15 protein-coding genes are annotated in these 16,844 nt (G+C 40.8%); 2 read left to right on the top strand and 13 right to left on the bottom strand.

Annotated elements, in window-relative coordinates; all coding sequences use genetic code 11:
* Positions 1 to 120: 120 nt before the first annotated feature.
* From tgt to HY817_01055, 4 genes are all read right to left on the bottom strand, one after another.
* Entirely contained in the window at positions 121 to 1,242 is a 1,122-nt protein-coding gene (gene tgt, locus HY817_01070; protein MBI4835831.1) for a tRNA guanosine(34) transglycosylase Tgt, read from the bottom strand.
* The gene (locus HY817_01065; protein MBI4835830.1) at positions 1,235 to 1,765 is read right to left on the bottom strand and encodes a PRC-barrel domain-containing protein; all 531 of its coding nucleotides are present in this window, start codon (positions 1,763 to 1,765) and stop codon (positions 1,235 to 1,237) included. The genes tgt and HY817_01065 overlap by 8 nt, the downstream gene beginning before the upstream one ends.
* Positions 1,766 to 1,841: 76 nt before the next feature.
* Positions 1,842 to 2,486 (bottom strand): ComF family protein, encoded by a 645-nt coding sequence (locus tag HY817_01060; GenBank protein ID MBI4835829.1) that lies wholly within the window; start codon positions 2,484 to 2,486, stop codon positions 1,842 to 1,844.
* Positions 2,487 to 2,577: 91 nt separating this feature from the next.
* Positions 2,578 to 4,260, bottom strand: a complete 1,683-nt coding sequence (locus HY817_01055) for a tRNA uridine(34) 5-carboxymethylaminomethyl modification radical SAM/GNAT enzyme Elp3 (GenBank protein ID MBI4835828.1) — start codon at positions 4,258 to 4,260, stop codon at positions 2,578 to 2,580.
* On the opposite strand from HY817_01055, the gene HY817_01050 reads away from it, so the two are divergent.
* On the top strand, positions 4,261 to 4,926 hold the full coding sequence (locus HY817_01050; GenBank protein MBI4835827.1) for a class I SAM-dependent methyltransferase: 666 nt from the start codon (positions 4,261 to 4,263) through the stop codon (positions 4,924 to 4,926). It begins immediately after the preceding gene.
* Here the strand turns inward: HY817_01050 and HY817_01045 are convergent.
* Positions 4,921 to 7,098, bottom strand: a complete 2,178-nt coding sequence (locus HY817_01045; GenBank protein MBI4835826.1) for a bifunctional (p)ppGpp synthetase/guanosine-3',5'-bis(diphosphate) 3'-pyrophosphohydrolase — start codon at positions 7,096 to 7,098, stop codon at positions 4,921 to 4,923. The genes HY817_01050 and HY817_01045 overlap by 6 nt on opposite strands.
* 43 nt (positions 7,099 to 7,141) lie before the next feature.
* Between HY817_01045 and HY817_01040 the strand changes: the two genes are divergently transcribed.
* Positions 7,142 to 7,783 (top strand): hypothetical protein, encoded by a 642-nt coding sequence (locus tag HY817_01040; GenBank protein MBI4835825.1) that lies wholly within the window; start codon positions 7,142 to 7,144, stop codon positions 7,781 to 7,783.
* Here the strand turns inward: HY817_01040 and HY817_01035 are convergent.
* The 8 genes from HY817_01035 to HY817_01000 are packed head-to-tail and all read right to left on the bottom strand — an operon-like array spanning position 7,772 to position 16,841.
* Positions 7,772 to 8,374 carry a hypothetical protein gene (locus tag HY817_01035; GenBank protein MBI4835824.1) on the bottom strand — a complete coding sequence of 201 codons (603 nt, stop codon included), beginning with the start codon at positions 8,372 to 8,374 and terminating at the stop codon, positions 7,772 to 7,774. The two genes, HY817_01040 and HY817_01035, sit on opposite strands and share 12 nt — an antisense overlap.
* 4 nt (positions 8,375 to 8,378) lie before the next feature.
* The gene (locus tag HY817_01030; GenBank protein MBI4835823.1) at positions 8,379 to 9,470 is read right to left on the bottom strand and encodes a hypothetical protein; all 1,092 of its coding nucleotides are present in this window, start codon (positions 9,468 to 9,470) and stop codon (positions 8,379 to 8,381) included.
* Positions 9,460 to 9,849 carry a hypothetical protein gene (locus HY817_01025; protein MBI4835822.1) on the bottom strand — a complete coding sequence of 130 codons (390 nt, stop codon included), beginning with the start codon at positions 9,847 to 9,849 and terminating at the stop codon, positions 9,460 to 9,462. The genes HY817_01030 and HY817_01025 overlap by 11 nt, the downstream gene beginning before the upstream one ends.
* A 4-nt stretch (positions 9,850 to 9,853) precedes the next feature.
* Positions 9,854 to 10,732: a hypothetical protein gene (locus HY817_01020; GenBank protein MBI4835821.1), complete on the bottom strand. Its 879-nt coding sequence runs from the start codon at positions 10,730 to 10,732 to the stop codon at positions 9,854 to 9,856.
* 6 nt (positions 10,733 to 10,738) lie between these two features.
* On the bottom strand, positions 10,739 to 11,101 hold the full coding sequence (locus tag HY817_01015) for a hypothetical protein (protein ID MBI4835820.1): 363 nt from the start codon (positions 11,099 to 11,101) through the stop codon (positions 10,739 to 10,741).
* Positions 11,102 to 11,105: 4 nt separating this feature from the next.
* Positions 11,106 to 11,663 carry a hypothetical protein gene (locus HY817_01010; GenBank protein MBI4835819.1) on the bottom strand — a complete coding sequence of 186 codons (558 nt, stop codon included), beginning with the start codon at positions 11,661 to 11,663 and terminating at the stop codon, positions 11,106 to 11,108.
* 42 nt (positions 11,664 to 11,705) lie between these two features.
* The gene (locus tag HY817_01005; GenBank protein MBI4835818.1) at positions 11,706 to 13,820 is read right to left on the bottom strand and encodes a PKD domain-containing protein; all 2,115 of its coding nucleotides are present in this window, start codon (positions 13,818 to 13,820) and stop codon (positions 11,706 to 11,708) included.
* Positions 13,821 to 13,832: 12 nt separating this feature from the next.
* A complete protein-coding gene (locus tag HY817_01000; protein MBI4835817.1) occupies positions 13,833 to 16,841 on the bottom strand; it encodes a PKD domain-containing protein in 3,009 nt (1,002 codons plus the stop codon).
* Positions 16,842 to 16,844: the final 3 nt, after the last annotated feature.

Here is a 16,844-nt window from a genome sequence, read left to right as displayed (position 1 = left end):
TTATTGCACAAGCCATAAGGTATGCCCTTTTTTAGTTAGACTAAAAGGGGCACAGCTTCCTGCTTTAATTCAGCACTCAGCCGTCATCCTGAGCTCGCCGAAGGACCGCATTCAGAATTCTTAACTTCCCATATACTTATATTTGCTCGTAAATGCTTCCTTTTTTTGTAGAAAGGTACCATCCATAATAGAACTTCTGATAGTGCGAATTTGTTCAAAGAGAAAGTGCATGTTGTGCAAGCTACACAATCTTGCTCCTAAAATTTCATTCTCCACTATTAGGTGGCGTAAGTAACTAAGAGAATAATTCTTGCAGGTATAACAATTACAGGCTTGATCAATAGGCTGATCACTCAAGCGGTATGCGTTGCGGCGTACATCCACCCTACCGATTGGTGAAAAGACTCCTCCATGTCTGCCAATACGGGTCGGCAAGACACAATCAAACATATCAACCCCACGATGCACAGCTTCCCACAAGTCTTCTGGTGACCCCAAACCCATGAGATAATGGGGTTTATTGCTTGGCAAGTGAGGAGCCAGTGTATCTAATACTCTATAAGTGATGTCTTTGGGTTCGCCTACTGCTAAACCGCCAATCGCAACCCCAGGCAAATTGAATCGTTCGACAAATTGGGCGGACTCGATACGCAAATCATCGTAAGTTACGCCCTGAATAATAGGAAATAGAGCCTGATCACCTGGTCTCTTTTGCGCTTGCACGCAGCGCTCCAACCAACGATGCGTACGCTCCATGGCTGCTCGAGCGTACTCCTTATCTGCCTTACCAGGAGCACATTCATCGAAAGCCATAATTATATCAGCTCCAATATTTGCTTCCACTTGCATCACTCGTTCTGGAGTAAAGTAATGCTTTGAACCATCATGAATTGATTGAAATTCCACTCCATCTTCATCAATTTTGCGTATTTTTTTTAAACTAAACACCTGGAAACCACCAGAATCGGTCAGAATCGGCTTATCCCAGTGACTCCAACCATGCAAGCCGCCTCTTTCAGCTAAAAATTCATCTCCAGGGCGCAAAAAAAGATGATACGTATTACCTAAAATAATCTCTGCACCAACAGCTACTAATTCCTCAGGAGTAAAAGTCTTTACTGTACCTTTGGTACCTACGGGCATAAAGATTGGTGTCCGGATCTCACCGTGAGGGGTAGTGAAAATTCCAGTCCGAGCATAGGAACCTTTGACTGGGGCACTCAAAATACTAAAATCAAACATAGTTGGTTGCAGGTAAAATGACAGGACTAGTCTGCTCTGTCTCTACTTTCTTTTCTAGATCATCGACAAATATGGTTTCATTTTCCACTTTATTAATAGCACTAAGCGGAATGATTAGTTCATGAGCAATGGGTTTGAGAAGATAATTTTTTATCATGATTTGAGTAATCTGGCCGGTGTTCATGTCAAAAGTAAAATCACTTACTTTGCCTAGCATCACCCCATCCAATGTCTTACAATGTGCTCCTTTTAGATTGAAGAAGCGTGCCAAAACCTCTTGCAAACGAATCAAATCAGAGGCTTCGCTCAAGGCTGATTCTGATTGCACATACCAACCATTACTAATCTCTTGAATGTCTTGCCAAAGAATTATTTTTTTGTGAGTAAGGCCAAATCGTACCCACAAAGCAACAATTTGGAAATTTTGCCATTCAATAATAAATTGATAGGGTAAAGCAATAATAGTTTCGGTAGCTACACTAATAACAGGCAAATGAAATGTAGTGGAATAATTTTTTTTCATAGGCAACTTCTAACCAATGATAAAGTAACATAAAATTAAGCAAGACGTCAGAAAATAGATCCTGAACAACATGGCACTATGTACCTCTTTGTAAGACTAGTGCATCTATGTGAGAAAAACCAATTTGGCGCAGCAGAGCCGCACATTCTTGCAGAGTTGAACCGGTAGTTAAAATATCATCGATCAAAACAATACGATAATCGCATTGATGGAGAAACTTATTAGTGATATTGGGCATAAATGCTCTTTTCACGTTCTGTTGTCTTGCCACCCTGTTTAAACCAACTTGGGTACGAGTATTCTTGGTACGAATCAGTAGTTGTTGGCATATGTCGGGAGATTGTTCAACTAACATGTCTAGTAATTCTTTAGTTTGATCAAAACCACGATCCCGCAATCTTTGGCGATGAATGGGCACCGGCACACAAAGTGTTCTTTCTGTAGTGCCAAATGCTTCACTATAAGCAGCAAGAATTAACTTTTTTAAATATTCTCCAGCCCCATACCAACGTCTATATTTCCAGGCATAGAGTAAGCGACTGATGGTATGGGAATAATCATAGCAGCTAATAAAAACCTGATTCAAACTAGGTAATATCACTGCATGCACTTGAGTATGGAAATGTTTGTTGAAGTATTGCTGGCAACTTTCGCATAGCCAATGCGAAACTTTATTACAGTGAACACAACGAGGTGGAAAAACTAGATCCCAAACAGACATAGATCGATACCTGAATCAATCTTAGATAGATAGCGAAATAAAAATGAAAAGACAACTAAACATGGGCCCCCAGGGGCAAACATTATTGCTCCTATATTTTTTTCACCATATATGTACCCTCAAGTTCATATCCTAACTTTCGATAGTATCCTCTAACTCCTACACCGCTAATCACAGCTATCTTTTTGATTTTTTCCCGCTGTAATATTTGTTCCACTTTATCCATCATCATACGACCAAAGCCAATATGTTGAGCAGCCCCACTACGTCTTTCTTCCAAAGGAACAGCTTCACCATAGGTATGAACTTCGCGAATCAGTGCGCTATCGGTAAGTTCACGAATAAAATGTTTTTTCCCTGCCAATGTGTGATAGGGAATACGCAAACGCAAATGGGCATACAATATTGATCTATCTTTTGACTCTATACTAATAAAATATTCTTTTCCCTGAGAGGCAATATATTCTTCAACAAATAACTCAGCCTGGGTAATATCATGCGCACGATCACGCACTTCTCGACACCGAATACACCGGCATATATACCCTTTTTTCTTCATTGCTGCTTGTACTAACTCACGGAAGTTGGTGTAGTGACTACCATCCAAAATATTGGGCTGGGGAATATCTCTTCCTAAACGCACAATTCGTACCCAATAGGGCACATTTTTCTTTACCTCAGTCAGCATATTAATCAACTCTTCATCTGAGTAGGTGTGATACTCTCCCCTATCAAACCAATCTTTCAGCTCAGCATCAATGGTGACAACACAAGGATATATTTTGATTTGATCCGGTCTAAAATCGCTATCATTCCAGAGAATTTCGTACATTTCTTGGTCACGCTTTAAATCACTACCAGGAAGATTGGGCATGGTGTGATAATGCAGTTTAAAACCTGCTTCCTTAAGTAAAAATGTGGCTTCCTTAGCCTCCTTATTGCCATGTCCTCGTTTAGTTAATAAATTCACATCGTCATATACACTTTGCACACCTATTTCAATCCTTGTGCCACCTAATTTTCTCAGATGAATCACTTCATTTTCAGTCACATAGTCTGGCCTGGTTTCAAATGTAATACCGATACACCGAATAGCTGCAGATTCATTTTTTAACATTTCTGCTGGCAATGAGGTATGAACTTTAATACTGGAATCAAAACGTTTGGTAAAACGCTTGGGATTCTCTCTCATCACGACAAATTCATTCATCGCTTTTAACGCCTTGCGCACTACGCTGGCCTGATATGATCTAGGCAAAAATGAGAAAGTGCCCCCCATAACGATTAAGTCTACTTTCTCCACAGTGTGACCTGCGGTAGACATTGCATAAAGACGTTTTGCTACTTGCCGATAACTATCCCAATTGACAGTAATAGCCCGCATCACAGCAGGCTCATTGGAATTATAACTCTTGGGCACACCAGCTTCTGTGGGACAATAAACGCACTTACCAGGACAAGGATAAGGTTTGGTAAGTACTGGGATAGGTGCCACTCCTGACAATGTTCTGATCGCACTCTTCTTCAAGGTTTTATTAATCCAGTCATGTCGTCCCAATTTACCTTTTTCTACTAAATCTCGGTATACAGCCAAAATAATAGTTTGAGCTGGACATGGCACCTGAAACTTGCGCGCAGCTTCACGTTTCCACTTGTCTATTCTGATTCGATCAGTGACTTCTTCAGAAATAATTTTTTGCAAGACAAATGCGGCTGCTTCATAGAGCGCTGGCGTCATTTTCTGGTATTCTTTTTGGGGTACAATAGCTGACATATGAATGATTACAAAACAGATTTACGCAATATCTACAACACTATAGCCGATCACTTCTCAAAAACAAGAAGTTTCATTTGGCCGGAGCTGAAAGCTTTTTTACCATATATTCCTGAACAAAGCCATGTGATTGATATCGGCTGTGGCAATGGCAGACTAATAGAGCTCTTAGCAAGCAAATCATGCACCTACTTGGGAATTGATCAGGCAGAAGACTTATTGTATGAGGCTAAACAAAAATGGCCTAATTATACTTTCGAAAGAGCAGATATGACACTATATCATTATGGCAGTAACCGTTTTGATTGCGCTTTTTTCATTGCCAGCTTACACCATCTAGCAAGCAATGAAGAACAAATCAAGGTATTGAAACGCGTTCATAGAGCACTCAACCCTCAAGGCAAGTTATTTATTACAGTATGGAATATGTGGCAAGCAAAATACCGCAAGTATATTATGAAATCTCCTTATCATCATAGTTATGTACCCTATACGGCTCAAGAAAATAAACAGCAAAGATTTTACTATGCATTCACCAAAACAGAATTAATTACTACCTGTAAAAAAAGCGGCTTTCGTATTATTGAAGCTTGGTACAGCAATAAAGAAGCTATAGTAGCACGCTCTGAAGCGAGAAATTTATGTATTATTGCAGAGAAATTATAGACTTTGTGCTTCGACCATTTGATAAGCCCGCAGAACCCCTGTTATGGACAATATAGAATCTAGCACTGCGGTAATTTGATCAACACTGACTATTTCCACCACCATTTCATCTCGCACATTGCCGAGCTCATCTCGAGGGTGAATACGCAAGTTTACCACATTGACATTATAACGAGCTAATTCTTGGAGAATGTCACGCAGTAGACCAACCCTATCTTGTGCTTCAATAATAACCATTACATGGTACTTCGTCACAGCATTAGGGTGCAGCCAACTAGCATGAACCAATCTATCTAAAGCAAGATTTTTAACACAACGACAGTCTGTGGTATGAACGGTTACTCCACGACCACGAGTAATGTACCCAATAATTGGTGCGGGAGGAGTAGGAAGACAACATTTAGCGTAGGTAATCATTACATCTCGTTCACCTTGAATGTAAACTTGAGGCTTTTCTACCTCATCATTGCGAACAGTGGCAACAACTTTACCATGTAACAATTCTTGTTCAGAAAAAAGCTTTTTTAGAACGGTTCTTTGGGAAATTTCCCCCTCACCAATAGCCACTAATAAGTCTTCAAAACTCTTATAAGAAGTAAATGTTTGGAGCAAATCGTTCTTTTTTGCTTCATTCAGGTCGCTGACTTTCCCTTTACCAAAAAAGGCCAATTCCCTTTCCAGTAATTCTAATCCGGAATGCATATTGGCATCACGATCTTGACGTCGAAACCAAGCCTTGATTCGGCTTCGCGCTCGTACCGTTGCTGCTACTCGTAGCCAATCACGTTTAGGGCCAATAATATTTTTGGTAGTGAGTACCTCTATCACATCTCCAGTTTTTAGCGGAGTCTCCAGACGAACAATTTTGCCGTTCACTTTAGCCCCCTGACAGCGATAGCCAACATTACTATGCACAGCGAAGGCAAAGTCAATAGCATTAGCTCCTTCAGGCAAATCCTTCACTTCTCCTCGTGGGGTAAAAACAAAAATACGTTGGTTAAATAAATCAACCTTTACTCCTTCAATGAATTCTTTATTATCATGAATATTCTCTTGCAAATCTTTTAATCGTGCTAACCAGGCCATATTTTTTTCATTGACAGCTTTGCTGCCACCTTGATCTTTATATGCCCAATGAGCGGCAAAACCCAACTCAGCTTGCTCATGCATAGATTTAGTACGAATCTGAAACTCAATTAAATTTTCATCAACACCAAATACGGTGGTATGTAAGCTTTGGTAGCCATTAACTTTAGGCGCAGCAATATAGTCTTTAAATCTACCAGCCTTTGGTTTCCACATTTCATGAATAAGGCCAAGTACGGCATAACAGTCACTAACCTTATCTACTATGACTCGAATAGCAAATAAATCATAAATTTCTGACAAAGTCTTTTGTTTGCGTTCCATTTTCCGAAAAATAGAATACAAATGCTTGGCTCTACCATAAACTTCAAAATTAGTAATTTGCAGTTTGCTAACAATTTGTTCACCAAGAGCATCTTTCATCTCTTTGACTAATTCATCACGCTCAAATTGGCCTAAAGAAAGCTCTTTAGTCAATTTGTAAAATTGCAGCGGATATAAATGACGAAAACAGAGATCCTCTAATTCCCATTTAAAAGACCAGATTCCCAGCCGATCAGCTAAAGGGGCATAGATTTCCATAGTTTCCAGGGCAATGCGCACTCTTTTCTCTGGAGCTACAGCCGTCAATGTTCTCATATTGTGCAACCTATCAGCCAATTTGATAATAACTACTCGAAGATCCTGGGAGAGAGTAAGGAACATTTTGCGCAGGCAATCAACCTGATACTGTTCCATATTAAGCACATATTTTACTTTCGAAAGTTTAGTTACTCCTTCCACTAGATGACTGACATCTTCCCCAAATTGAGCAGCGACATCCTCAATAGAGACACTCGTATCTTCAGGAACATCGTGTAGTAAAGCTGCAATAATAGTAGCATCATCAACTTTCAACTCAGCCAATAGCATTGCAACAGCTAATGGATGGGTCACATAGGGCTCACCCGATTTACGGAACTGACCATTATGAGCTTGCTCAGCAAATAGATAAGCTTCTTGTATTTTGGCCAGATTGGAGTTCTGATTAAAACTCTTACAGAGCTCAAGCAAATAATTGATATTGGTATCCAAAGTTTTTTTCATTTTTTTTACTCTATATTGAGATTAACTTAACTTTTTTGTAGCTATGTTTCACACTGGCAACCTACATGCTTGCTCAATCTCCCAATTACTAAATTGGGCGTTAGCAGACCCTTCAGCTCAGGAATTTTCTGTTGAGATACTATATCTCTTAGCACAAAATCCTTCTCCTGAACATATTGTAGCAATAACCCAAGTGAACTTAAAACAGGCCCAACAAATTGCGGCCATTTTTACCTTAGGAAAAAAGTTGTTTGCCCAAAGCAAACCATACATTACCAAGATTAACTCACCACTTGCCGCCTACATGCATCTCAACGCAATGATCCCATTAGAACAAGAAATGATCAGAGCCCTATATCTCGATAATCAACTACACTTAATCCATGATCAAATTATTGCCTTGGGTAATTTAAACACTGCTTACACTGACCTAAAAGATATTTTAAGACCAGGATTAATCACCAATGCCTATACTTTTATTCTCGCCCACAATCATCCCAGTGGTGACCATATCGCCAGTAGCGAGGACCAAGAACTGACCCAAAAAGTTGCCAATGCCGGACATAATTTGGGAATTTCATTGCAAGATCATCTAATCATCACTAACAAGGGCTTTCTTAGCTTAAGGCAAAGCCATGCATACCTGTTTGGGATCGCGCCAAGTAGATCTCCTCTAGAAGCCTAAAAATCTCAAAGCAATGGTCACCCCACTCCAAGCAAGTAGTACAATGACAAAACCAAGGAGCAGATTAAAAATATTATTCTTTGCTTGACCAATACCATCAGCCTTTCCTTGAGCCAAGAAGAGTTGCAAGCTGGCGAAAATCAATCCAGCAATACCAACTAAGGCAATAAAATTCAAAGCGTTATTGATCACTCGAGTAATAATAGGTTCTAACCCCTCATTGCCTGGCAGACCATGATTAGCTGGGGTAGCAATATTTAGAAAGCCGCCTGAGCCCGTGTTAGAACTTTGATTATTTGGTTGACCATACACAGATGGTGCTGTAGTAGCACCAGTAGCGCCTCCTGGCAGCCCACCTGGTCCCGTTACAGCACCAGCAGCTCCCCCTGGCAAACCTCCTGGGGCACTAATAGCCCCTTGCCCACCACCTCCAGGCAAATTTTGGACATTAGGAATTGTTGGAGAACCAGGCACATTGGGTGCGGAAACAGCTCCAGCACCTCCACCACCAGGCAGATTGGGAAGATTTTGAGCAAAAGCAAAACTAGAAGTGCAAAGCAATAATACTAAGATAATAAAGATCTTTCTCATAAGTTTAGCGCGCATTAGTAAGAATATTATTGAGAATAGTGATGATACTAAGTGCCGCTACAGCTAGTACTATCGCGATGATAGAATAGAGAATCATATCCTTTGCTTGCTTGAGTTTTCCTGAATCGCCTTGTGCCATAATATAATTATATCCAGCCCAAGTAATGAGTAGTACCATTACAGCTACCATCCAAGGGAGTAATTTACGGACCAATAAATCAAAAAGAAAATTCACAAAGCTACTGATGCTAGGATTGCTGCCTCGAGCAAAAGCTGGGGCAAAAACGTCTTGCTCAGAAGGAGGCACAATACGTTGATAAATTGGCCGTGAATCAACTCCTGAGTTTGTCGAACCTGTTGTATTTGTTGGACCAACTGGACTTTCAGTACGACCTTGACGATTTGGACTGTCAGCGAGATTTGCTCTGCTAGAACTATCCACAGGATCTCCGCGATTATGACCTGCTAGTAATTCACGCTCACGATGACAAGGATGAGAACTAGCACTGGTTCGCGTTCTTAATTCTTCGATTGTTGTGGGCGCAGCGCGACCAAATTGCCAACGTGCAGCACCATTATCTTCAGCCATTAAGCACTCGAAATAGCTATCAAACTTAGCCTTCAAAGCTGGCTCATTGGAATAATAAATACCAAAACTCTGAGTGACGCCATCTTCTAATGCCCCTCTGCGCACGCTGGCAATTAATGGTGGATAGCCTACGTTCGGTTGACCAATAATAGATTGTAAATATGTAGCTAATGTAGCTTTTTCTGCATTGCAGGGATGGTTGTTATCATTATCAATCACTTCAACTAATCTTTCTCTAGTAGTTACTTCATTACCACCAACATGATACTGCCAGTTTTTTTGGCCGTTGTGGCCTGCCCAATCTCTATTCAGACAAGCATTAAGTGCCTCTAAGCGTGTATTTACTTCACTGCGGGCATTAATGTCTCTAATATTAGCAATCGCTGATATTCTGAGCCCATTCACATAATCATCCACAGCAGCAGCAAATGCAGTATTAGTACTAATACCTAAAAGGACCAAAGCTGTCAGAAGGCATTTACCATACTTTTTCATATTATGCTGCATAAAAAAGACGAGTAACGAATATAATTACCAAATAGGCCATAGAGGCTAAAACTAAACCAACAAAGGTGAGAATTACGACTTGTTTTGCCTTACCAATTCGACCATTATCCCCTCCTGCTGTCATATACAGCACGCCACCATACATCAAAGATGCTACCGCGATAGTCGCCAAGATACCGGAAACATAATTAATCACATTATTGATTAAACGATCAATAGTCACCGCACCGAAGCTGGAAAATGGTGTTACATTTACATAGTCTGGTCCACGATAGATAGTGGTGTTGCCACTTTGAGCAAACACTAGTGGGACAAAACAAAAAAAGATCAAAAAAACAAAAATGGTGGCAAAAAAATTCTGGAAAGGGAGTTTCTTCATACTATTAAAAAGGAATTTGTAATGTGCCACCACCAGGGCCACTTTGTAACTCTACTGGACCAATAGGGATGCGAATATTTGTATTTATTGCTGAGCCAACATCAAGCGCGGTATTTACAATGGCATAAACACCAAAAATAATTAGCATAGCAACAACTGCTTCCCATACGATCTTTTTACCTTTATCTACTTTAGCCTGTTCACCATTGGCAGTGATATAAACAAAACCGCCATACATGACAAATATCATAGCTGCAAATCCTAAAAAGCTGAGCAGAAATGCCGTGACACCACCAAAGCCTCCTTGGATAGTAGTGGCCCGGCTAATATTGCCTTTATATGCAGTCCCATATTGAGCAGAGTTGAGACCAACTTGTCCTTGGCTAGTGTTGATAAAACCACCGAATGCTCCACTATTATTCGGACTAGAAGATGCAGATGAAGAGGACGAGGCACTTGAGCTAGCAGTTGTGCTGGGGGAAGCCGAGCTTGTTGAGCTAGCAATATTTGAGGCTTGTTGTTGACTGGCACATTGTTGAATAATTCTATCCTTCTCACTACTACTTAAACTATTCTGATTTTCTGGCAAAGCTTGATCATAAGCAGTGAGACCACAACTAATAAAGCTGGCAGCAATAAAATAGCGCTCGCCTTCACAGTGTAACCGATTATCAAAACTTGCACGGTCACTAGAGCCATTACCCAATCTCTGGATACAAGCAGCTATGTTAGTTTGAACACTTTCTGAGTTATTCGCTGAATTATTCTGGGCATACAATGGTGTGGCACTCAAATTGATTGACACAGATACAGTTATTATCACTAAACCAACTAACTTGGTTAGCAATGATTTGATTCCCATATTAGTACTAATTTTTTTCATATACTTCTACAAGGATATACCAACACCAATACCCACACCCGAACGGCCAGGGGCTACTCCCCCAACCCAAGGTGTACCAAAAGTTCCAATCAAAGTGGCAACAATAGCAAAAGCTAAAATGATAATTACAAAACCGACAGCAGCTCCAATCAAAATAGTACGGCCACTTTTAAATTGCTCGCCATTGCCGGCTGCAGTTAACATTTTTACTCCACCAAGAATCATAATCACCAAAGCTACTAAACCTAAAAAGCTTAGAATGATATTCAAATAAAAAACCCCAACAGCTTCAACTGTTTGTGATGAAAGCAAACCAGAACCAGCTGGATAATTAGGCAATAAAGCGGAAAGCAAGTAGGTAGTAGGCATAGAATTAGAAAATATTACCAATTAGCCGACCAATACCTGTACCCACACCAAAGTTCAAACCTTGCCCACTACTATTAAGACAGATTCCCCGCTGAACATTCACACACTCATTCACTCCCGGACGTGTGGCTGTAATAATGGTCGCAACAATAGCAAAAGAAATTACTATCAAGAAAAAACCAACAATTGCCGATGTCATAATACCCTTAGATTTTTTGATTTTACCAGAATCTCCCATAGCGATCACATATTGATAACCACCATAGACAATCATACCCAACACAATCAAACCTAGAAAATCTAACACAAAATTAATAACACTAACGACATACGATTCAGCAGTAGGATAAACTGGGACTGTAAATGCAGGAGGCAGTGCAGGCCTGGGATTGGTGTTTGGCCCGAAGTGAAGGTAAGGATTGGTACTATTAGTATCTAGGCCTCCTAGTTGTGTTGTGCCTGCAGAACTAGGTACTGCACTCGTCGCGGCAAATATGTTGGTGGATAGCAAACACACTATACAAAGTGCTAGAGCTAGACGCTTTAAAACAAATCCGATCACAAGCATTACTTAATCAAGATAGTATAGCACAAAACTGGAATATTATTCTACTGTCACTTGCAATGTCGCCTCATCAACTTGGCCAGCAATATCAGTCACTTTCAATACCACATTATAGCGGCCAGGTTGATTGAATATATGTTCCACAGTACGACCCAAACCAGTGGTCCCATCATCAAAATTCCACTGAAAATCAGTAATACTACCTGTTGAACCAGAAGCATTAAAAAGAATATTTAATGGAGCTGTTCCGCGTGATCTGCTGGCTTCGATTTGAGCAACTGGTGCAGCAACTCTGACTGCCACAACCACTGTTTGGGTATTAGTTTGATTGGCAATATCACGAGCAGTAAGGCTGACCGTGTATACCCCCGGTGAATTGTATGTATGCGAGATCCTTGCATTGCCTATTACCTTTGCTCCATCACCAAAATCCCACTCATAAGCAATAATATTACCGTTACTGGAGCGAGAGCCAGAAGCATCAAAAGCAATTGTAAAAGGAACATTGCCTGATGGTGTCGGTGGATTGCTGGTAATTTGGATAATTGGTTTCTCTAAAGTTGGCGGCTTTACTTGCACACTCATCATGGCCGGAGCACTCTTTTGATTATCATTGTCGGTCACTACCAAGGTGATACTAAAAGTACCTGCTCTAGTAAAGGTATGTGTTACACGTTGTCCAGATACTTTTTCAGTATTATCACCGAAGTCCCATTCATATGCTACAATAGAGCCATCTGGGTCGCGTGAAGTCTCAGCATTAAAGCTGACTTGAAAAGGAAAGACTCCCTCTAAACTGCCTCGCTCTGGAGCCCTAGGTTCCGTGATCATAGCAGCTTGGGGACCTTGTTTGGGATTGCCCACGATTACTTCTATATTTTCTTCTGAGACATTGTTATCATCATCTTTCAATCTAACAGTTATCTTGTAAGTACCTGTTTGGGCAAAGGAATGATTCACCGTTTTACCAGACTCGGATTGGTCACCATCTCCATACTCCCAATCAAAACTAACTATTTGACCATCATCAGTAGAGTCAGCAGCACTAAAACGAACCGCTAGTGGTTTTTCACCACGAATTACTTTTTTCCCTTCTACTTCAACCAAAGGTGGATTAGTAGAAAGTTTAATTACCGGAGCATTCAATGGAGGACCGACAGTAATAGTTATCGGAAATTCGGTAGTATCGAAGTTGTTGTCTGTTAATGTCAGCACTGCAGTATAGGGACCCTCTTTTTTATATTCATGTTCAGCTATCAAAGTATTCACAGGTTCACTATCATCACCAAATTTCCATTGCTGATTTACTATTTGACCATTAGGATCCTTTGAAGCGCTACCATCGAATTTTACTTTAAGTGGTGCCGGTCCAGTAGATTTGTCTACGGTCACTATAGCTTGGGGACGAATATTATTAATGACTACGACTGTGCTCGCTTGGACATTTTCCCCTTGGGCGTCTGTAGCTGTAACAGTAACAATGAATCTGCCTTCTTGAGTAAACTCATGGGCAAGAGTCGGACCAGTACCAGTAGTGCCGTCACCAAAGTCCCATTGTAAAAATTTACCTTGTAGGGCGAGGTTGGAAGTAGCAAATTTTACTGAGAACGGTGCTGGTGCCGTAAGCATTGCTGGTTCAGTAGTTATTTTGAAACCAGTCTCTATTGGTTTACGCTGAGGTAAAGAAACATTTCCTAAGAGAATAGTAAAAATGATCCACAATACAGCTGTAATTATTAAGGCAACGCCAGAGCGAATTAACAATCTTCTCGCCTTTCGTACTTGATTAGGTTCTCCTAGAGCAGCCAATTGCATAAATATGCCGATCACCAACAAAACAATGGTAACGACAAAGCTAATACCAAAAACCACATTAACTACTCGAGAAAGCAAAGCACGAATATCTGTATCTAAACCAAATGCTGAGAGTAAGTTATTACCACTGCCACTGAGAGCAGCAACAAATAAGGCAATAACGAAGATTAAAATGAAGCCTAATGCGATAAAGACTAAAATGCGTCTAGCATTTTGCTCCCCAGGTGTGCGAAGAGTGCGTCTGGCCCCAGTTTCTTTGACTGCAAAGCGTTCTTTCACTTGATTTTGCGCAGCTTCTTTGCGTGAAGGTGGAAAGTCTTGTGAGGGATCATTATCCATACTATAGAAATGTTATTGGGTCACTGTCACGGTTTGCTCAGCACTAATGCTCTCTTCACCGTCACGTGATTGAGTTTTCAGCTTCACTTTATATGTTCCCGCTTTTTTGTAAATATGCGCAGCCTTAGCTTGTGATGACACGGTTGTTTGATCATCACCAAACTCAAAAAGATATTCAACAATAGTACTATCTGGATCTGTAGAGCTACTGGCATCAAATTGCACCGTAAGTGGCGCAGGACCAGAAAGTGGACTCGCTACAAAACGAGCTTGAGCTGGAATTCCTTTTACCACCGCGGGTACTTGAATCCGACTAATTTTACTTGCTTCCGTATCAGTAATAGTAAGAGTAACATTATATGTACCATTTTTAGTGTATTGATGAGTCACGCGAGTACCAGTAGTCAAAGGAGATTCATCGCCAAAATCCCAAGAATATTCTAGATTATTAGACAGTCCCGCAGCATTGACTGATTGGCTAGCATCAAAAGTAAATAAGGTACTAACATTCCCGGTCAATGGGAAGCTAGGTGTGTAAAACACGCTAGCAATTGGCGTTGCACCATCGCCAATATGTACTGGATAAGCAGAAATAGCCTCTTCACCTTCACGGTTTTTTACCTTTAAAGTAGTAACATAACGTCCTGGTCTATTATATGTATGGGTCTTTTCTTCAACACCCTGAACAATTTGATTACTGGTTTCTATTGGAGAACCATCACCAAAATCCCAAATAAATTGCGTAATACTATTGGTGTCTGGTCTAGTTGCTAAACTGCGGAAACCACCGCCGACAAAAGTAACGGCCAAAGGCGCCTTACCAATAGCGCGAGAACCTTCTTTGATTTGGATAGTGGAGACTAGTAAAGAACCAATCGCAACATCTTTTTTGGCTTCACTGGTAAGACCAGCACTGTCACTGACTTGTAACTTTACGGTACTCAATCCGACTTTATCTAATGTCCGTTTTATTTCAGGACTTCTACTCCCAGTAATTTCGAATATGCCATCATTATCGAAATCCCAACTAAATGATAGGATATCGTTTTTGTCTGGATCAGATGAACCTTGGGCATTGAAGAGAACAGAATTAGGAATATAAGGATCATAAGAAAAATCAAAAGTTGCTTGTGGTGGACTTGATGCGATAAAGAAATCTTCAGCTACTCTACCACTGACACCACCTAGATTAGTATTCACCTGAAGTGAAACTTGATACTTACCAGGTTTCGGAAAGCTATACACAAAACTCTTTTCTTGACTGGTAAATACTAGTTCATTGGCTGCCGATACAATACGCCACTCATATTTTACAATGGATCCTTGAGGAGCCGCCGAAGAGGCCGCATCAAAACGAACTTGAGCGGCAGTGGTTAACTCTTTGTCTGCAAAAAAATCAAAATCGGCTGTAGGAGTAGAGCTGTCATTAAGAATAATAGTTTTAAGCACCTGACCAACATTTCTAGCCTCATCGGTGATCTTTAAGCTCACAGTATAAATACCGGGTTTCTCATAGGAATGACTCACTTTTTCTTTAGCATTGAGCTGATTTTGATTTTGGATCACCACCGGGCTACCATCGCCAAAATCCCACTCTGCTGATAAAAGTTGCGTACGTGCATTAAAACCAGGCACCAGAGCACCACTGCTCTCTTGAGCAGTAAAATCAAGTACGGTTGGTCCAAATATATTTTGGGTAAAAAACTTTTTCTTAGCATGTGACCAGCTCGTTTGGGTTACTGATCGCACTTGCAATCGAATGTCTGGAGGAGAAGCGATAACACGAATTTTTCTTTTAGTTACTCCTGTTAATTGACCATTTTCAGCGCGAAGAGCTAAATCATATGAACCAGGAACAGCATAACTATGAGTAATCACTCCATTATCCACTCCGCTATCCTGCTTACCGTCACCAAAATCCCAAACAAGCTTCAACTTAGCTCCTGGTGATGGATCATATGATGATATGCCCGACAAGGTAAGAGGCTCATTGGCAGTCAAAACTAATTCTTCTGGTACCGGCCCCAACAAAGAGTCTTTATCAGAAATAATTACTGCTACGGGAATTACTGGTACCACCTTCACTTCACTGGTGACAGCAGAAAAGCCTGATGGTCCTTTCACCATTAATTTCACTAAGTAGGTTGCCGCTTTGGTATATGTGTGAGAAACAAATGGACCAAAGGCAAAAGTTCCGTCACCGAAATCCCAAAAGTGATTAGCAGCCGGAATAGTACCTAAGGCATCAGAAGAACCAGAGGCATCAAAATTAATTACTTGGTAAGTAGAATTTGTTGCTTTGGCAGCCTGATTGCTTTTGAGATCTGCTTTAATAGTTCCCGAACCTTCGCGATTGGTAAACAATCCTTGTAATGATTGATATAAAAATACTGCTGCCTCCATTTGAGTTTGATATTCGGCAACATTGATATTGCCATTAGTAGACAAGGCCACTGAGCCAATGGCAATAATATTGTCGCCAATACTTTGTAAACTCTGACCAATAAGAGACATACTAGGAAAGAAAAACTGGCCAGTACCTTGATTAACATCATGCAAAGTGCTTGCTGCCAGAACTAAAGATTCAGCTAACAAATGGATGCCAAAGCCGCTAACAATCATGGCGTGCTCCAGTGGAATTACCTGTTGTCGCGCATTCATATCATCCCCCAACTTTTTCAAGGCCGCTCCATAAGTAGAAATTACTTGAGCCACATCAGTCTTTTCTGGTTCCACCTTGAGAATATAATCAGCCACTTGAAGCAAATAAGCACTAGTACTCAAAAACCATTGTGCTTGAGCATCCATGTTACTGCGCACATAGGTGAGCTGCTCACTAAGCAATGATTGGGTATTTGGTCCCGGGTTTGTGGTTGTCTGGGGTAACTGCGTATTGGTTCCACTAATTTGACTACCAGGCGGCAGTAATTGTGGCACTGCCACAGGATCGCTGGCAGCAAGCGCTACTGCTGGGGCAAAAGCAAGTATCGTTATTATTATTTTTGTCAGCAATTGCTGCATGAA

The organism is Candidatus Abawacabacteria bacterium (assembly GCA_016207805.1).
Lineage (GTDB): Bacteria > Patescibacteriota > Gracilibacteria > RBG-16-42-10 > RBG-16-42-10 > JACQZO01.
The sequence above is the reverse complement of the archived record's forward strand: the minus strand, read 5'-3'. Positions and strand labels throughout refer to the sequence as shown.

Excerpts from the sequence above, each read along its gene's own strand:
- tgt (MBI4835831.1), bottom strand. The coding sequence starts at position 1,242 with ATGTTTGATTTTAGTATTTTGAGTGCCCCAGTCAAAGGTTCCTATGCT.
- HY817_01065 (MBI4835830.1), bottom strand. The coding sequence starts at position 1,765 with ATGAAAAAAAATTATTCCACTACATTTCATTTGCCTGTTATTAGTGTA.
- HY817_01060 (MBI4835829.1), bottom strand. The coding sequence starts at position 2,486 with ATGTCTGTTTGGGATCTAGTTTTTCCACCTCGTTGTGTTCACTGTAAT.
- HY817_01055 (MBI4835828.1), bottom strand. The coding sequence starts at position 4,260 with ATGTCAGCTATTGTACCCCAAAAAGAATACCAGAAAATGACGCCAGCG.
- HY817_01050 (MBI4835827.1), top strand. The coding sequence starts at position 4,261 with ATGAATGATTACAAAACAGATTTACGCAATATCTACAACACTATAGCC.
- HY817_01045 (MBI4835826.1), bottom strand. The coding sequence starts at position 7,098 with ATGAAAAAAACTTTGGATACCAATATCAATTATTTGCTTGAGCTCTGT.
- HY817_01040 (MBI4835825.1), top strand. The coding sequence starts at position 7,142 with ATGTTTCACACTGGCAACCTACATGCTTGCTCAATCTCCCAATTACTA.
- HY817_01035 (MBI4835824.1), bottom strand. The coding sequence starts at position 8,374 with ATGAGAAAGATCTTTATTATCTTAGTATTATTGCTTTGCACTTCTAGT.
- HY817_01030 (MBI4835823.1), bottom strand. The coding sequence starts at position 9,470 with ATGCAGCATAATATGAAAAAGTATGGTAAATGCCTTCTGACAGCTTTG.
- HY817_01025 (MBI4835822.1), bottom strand. The coding sequence starts at position 9,849 with ATGAAGAAACTCCCTTTCCAGAATTTTTTTGCCACCATTTTTGTTTTT.
- HY817_01020 (MBI4835821.1), bottom strand. The coding sequence starts at position 10,732 with ATGAAAAAAATTAGTACTAATATGGGAATCAAATCATTGCTAACCAAG.
- HY817_01015 (MBI4835820.1), bottom strand. The coding sequence starts at position 11,101 with ATGCCTACTACCTACTTGCTTTCCGCTTTATTGCCTAATTATCCAGCT.
- HY817_01005 (MBI4835818.1), bottom strand. The coding sequence starts at position 13,820 with ATGGATAATGATCCCTCACAAGACTTTCCACCTTCACGCAAAGAAGCT.
- HY817_01000 (MBI4835817.1), bottom strand. The coding sequence starts at position 16,841 with ATGCAGCAATTGCTGACAAAAATAATAATAACGATACTTGCTTTTGCC.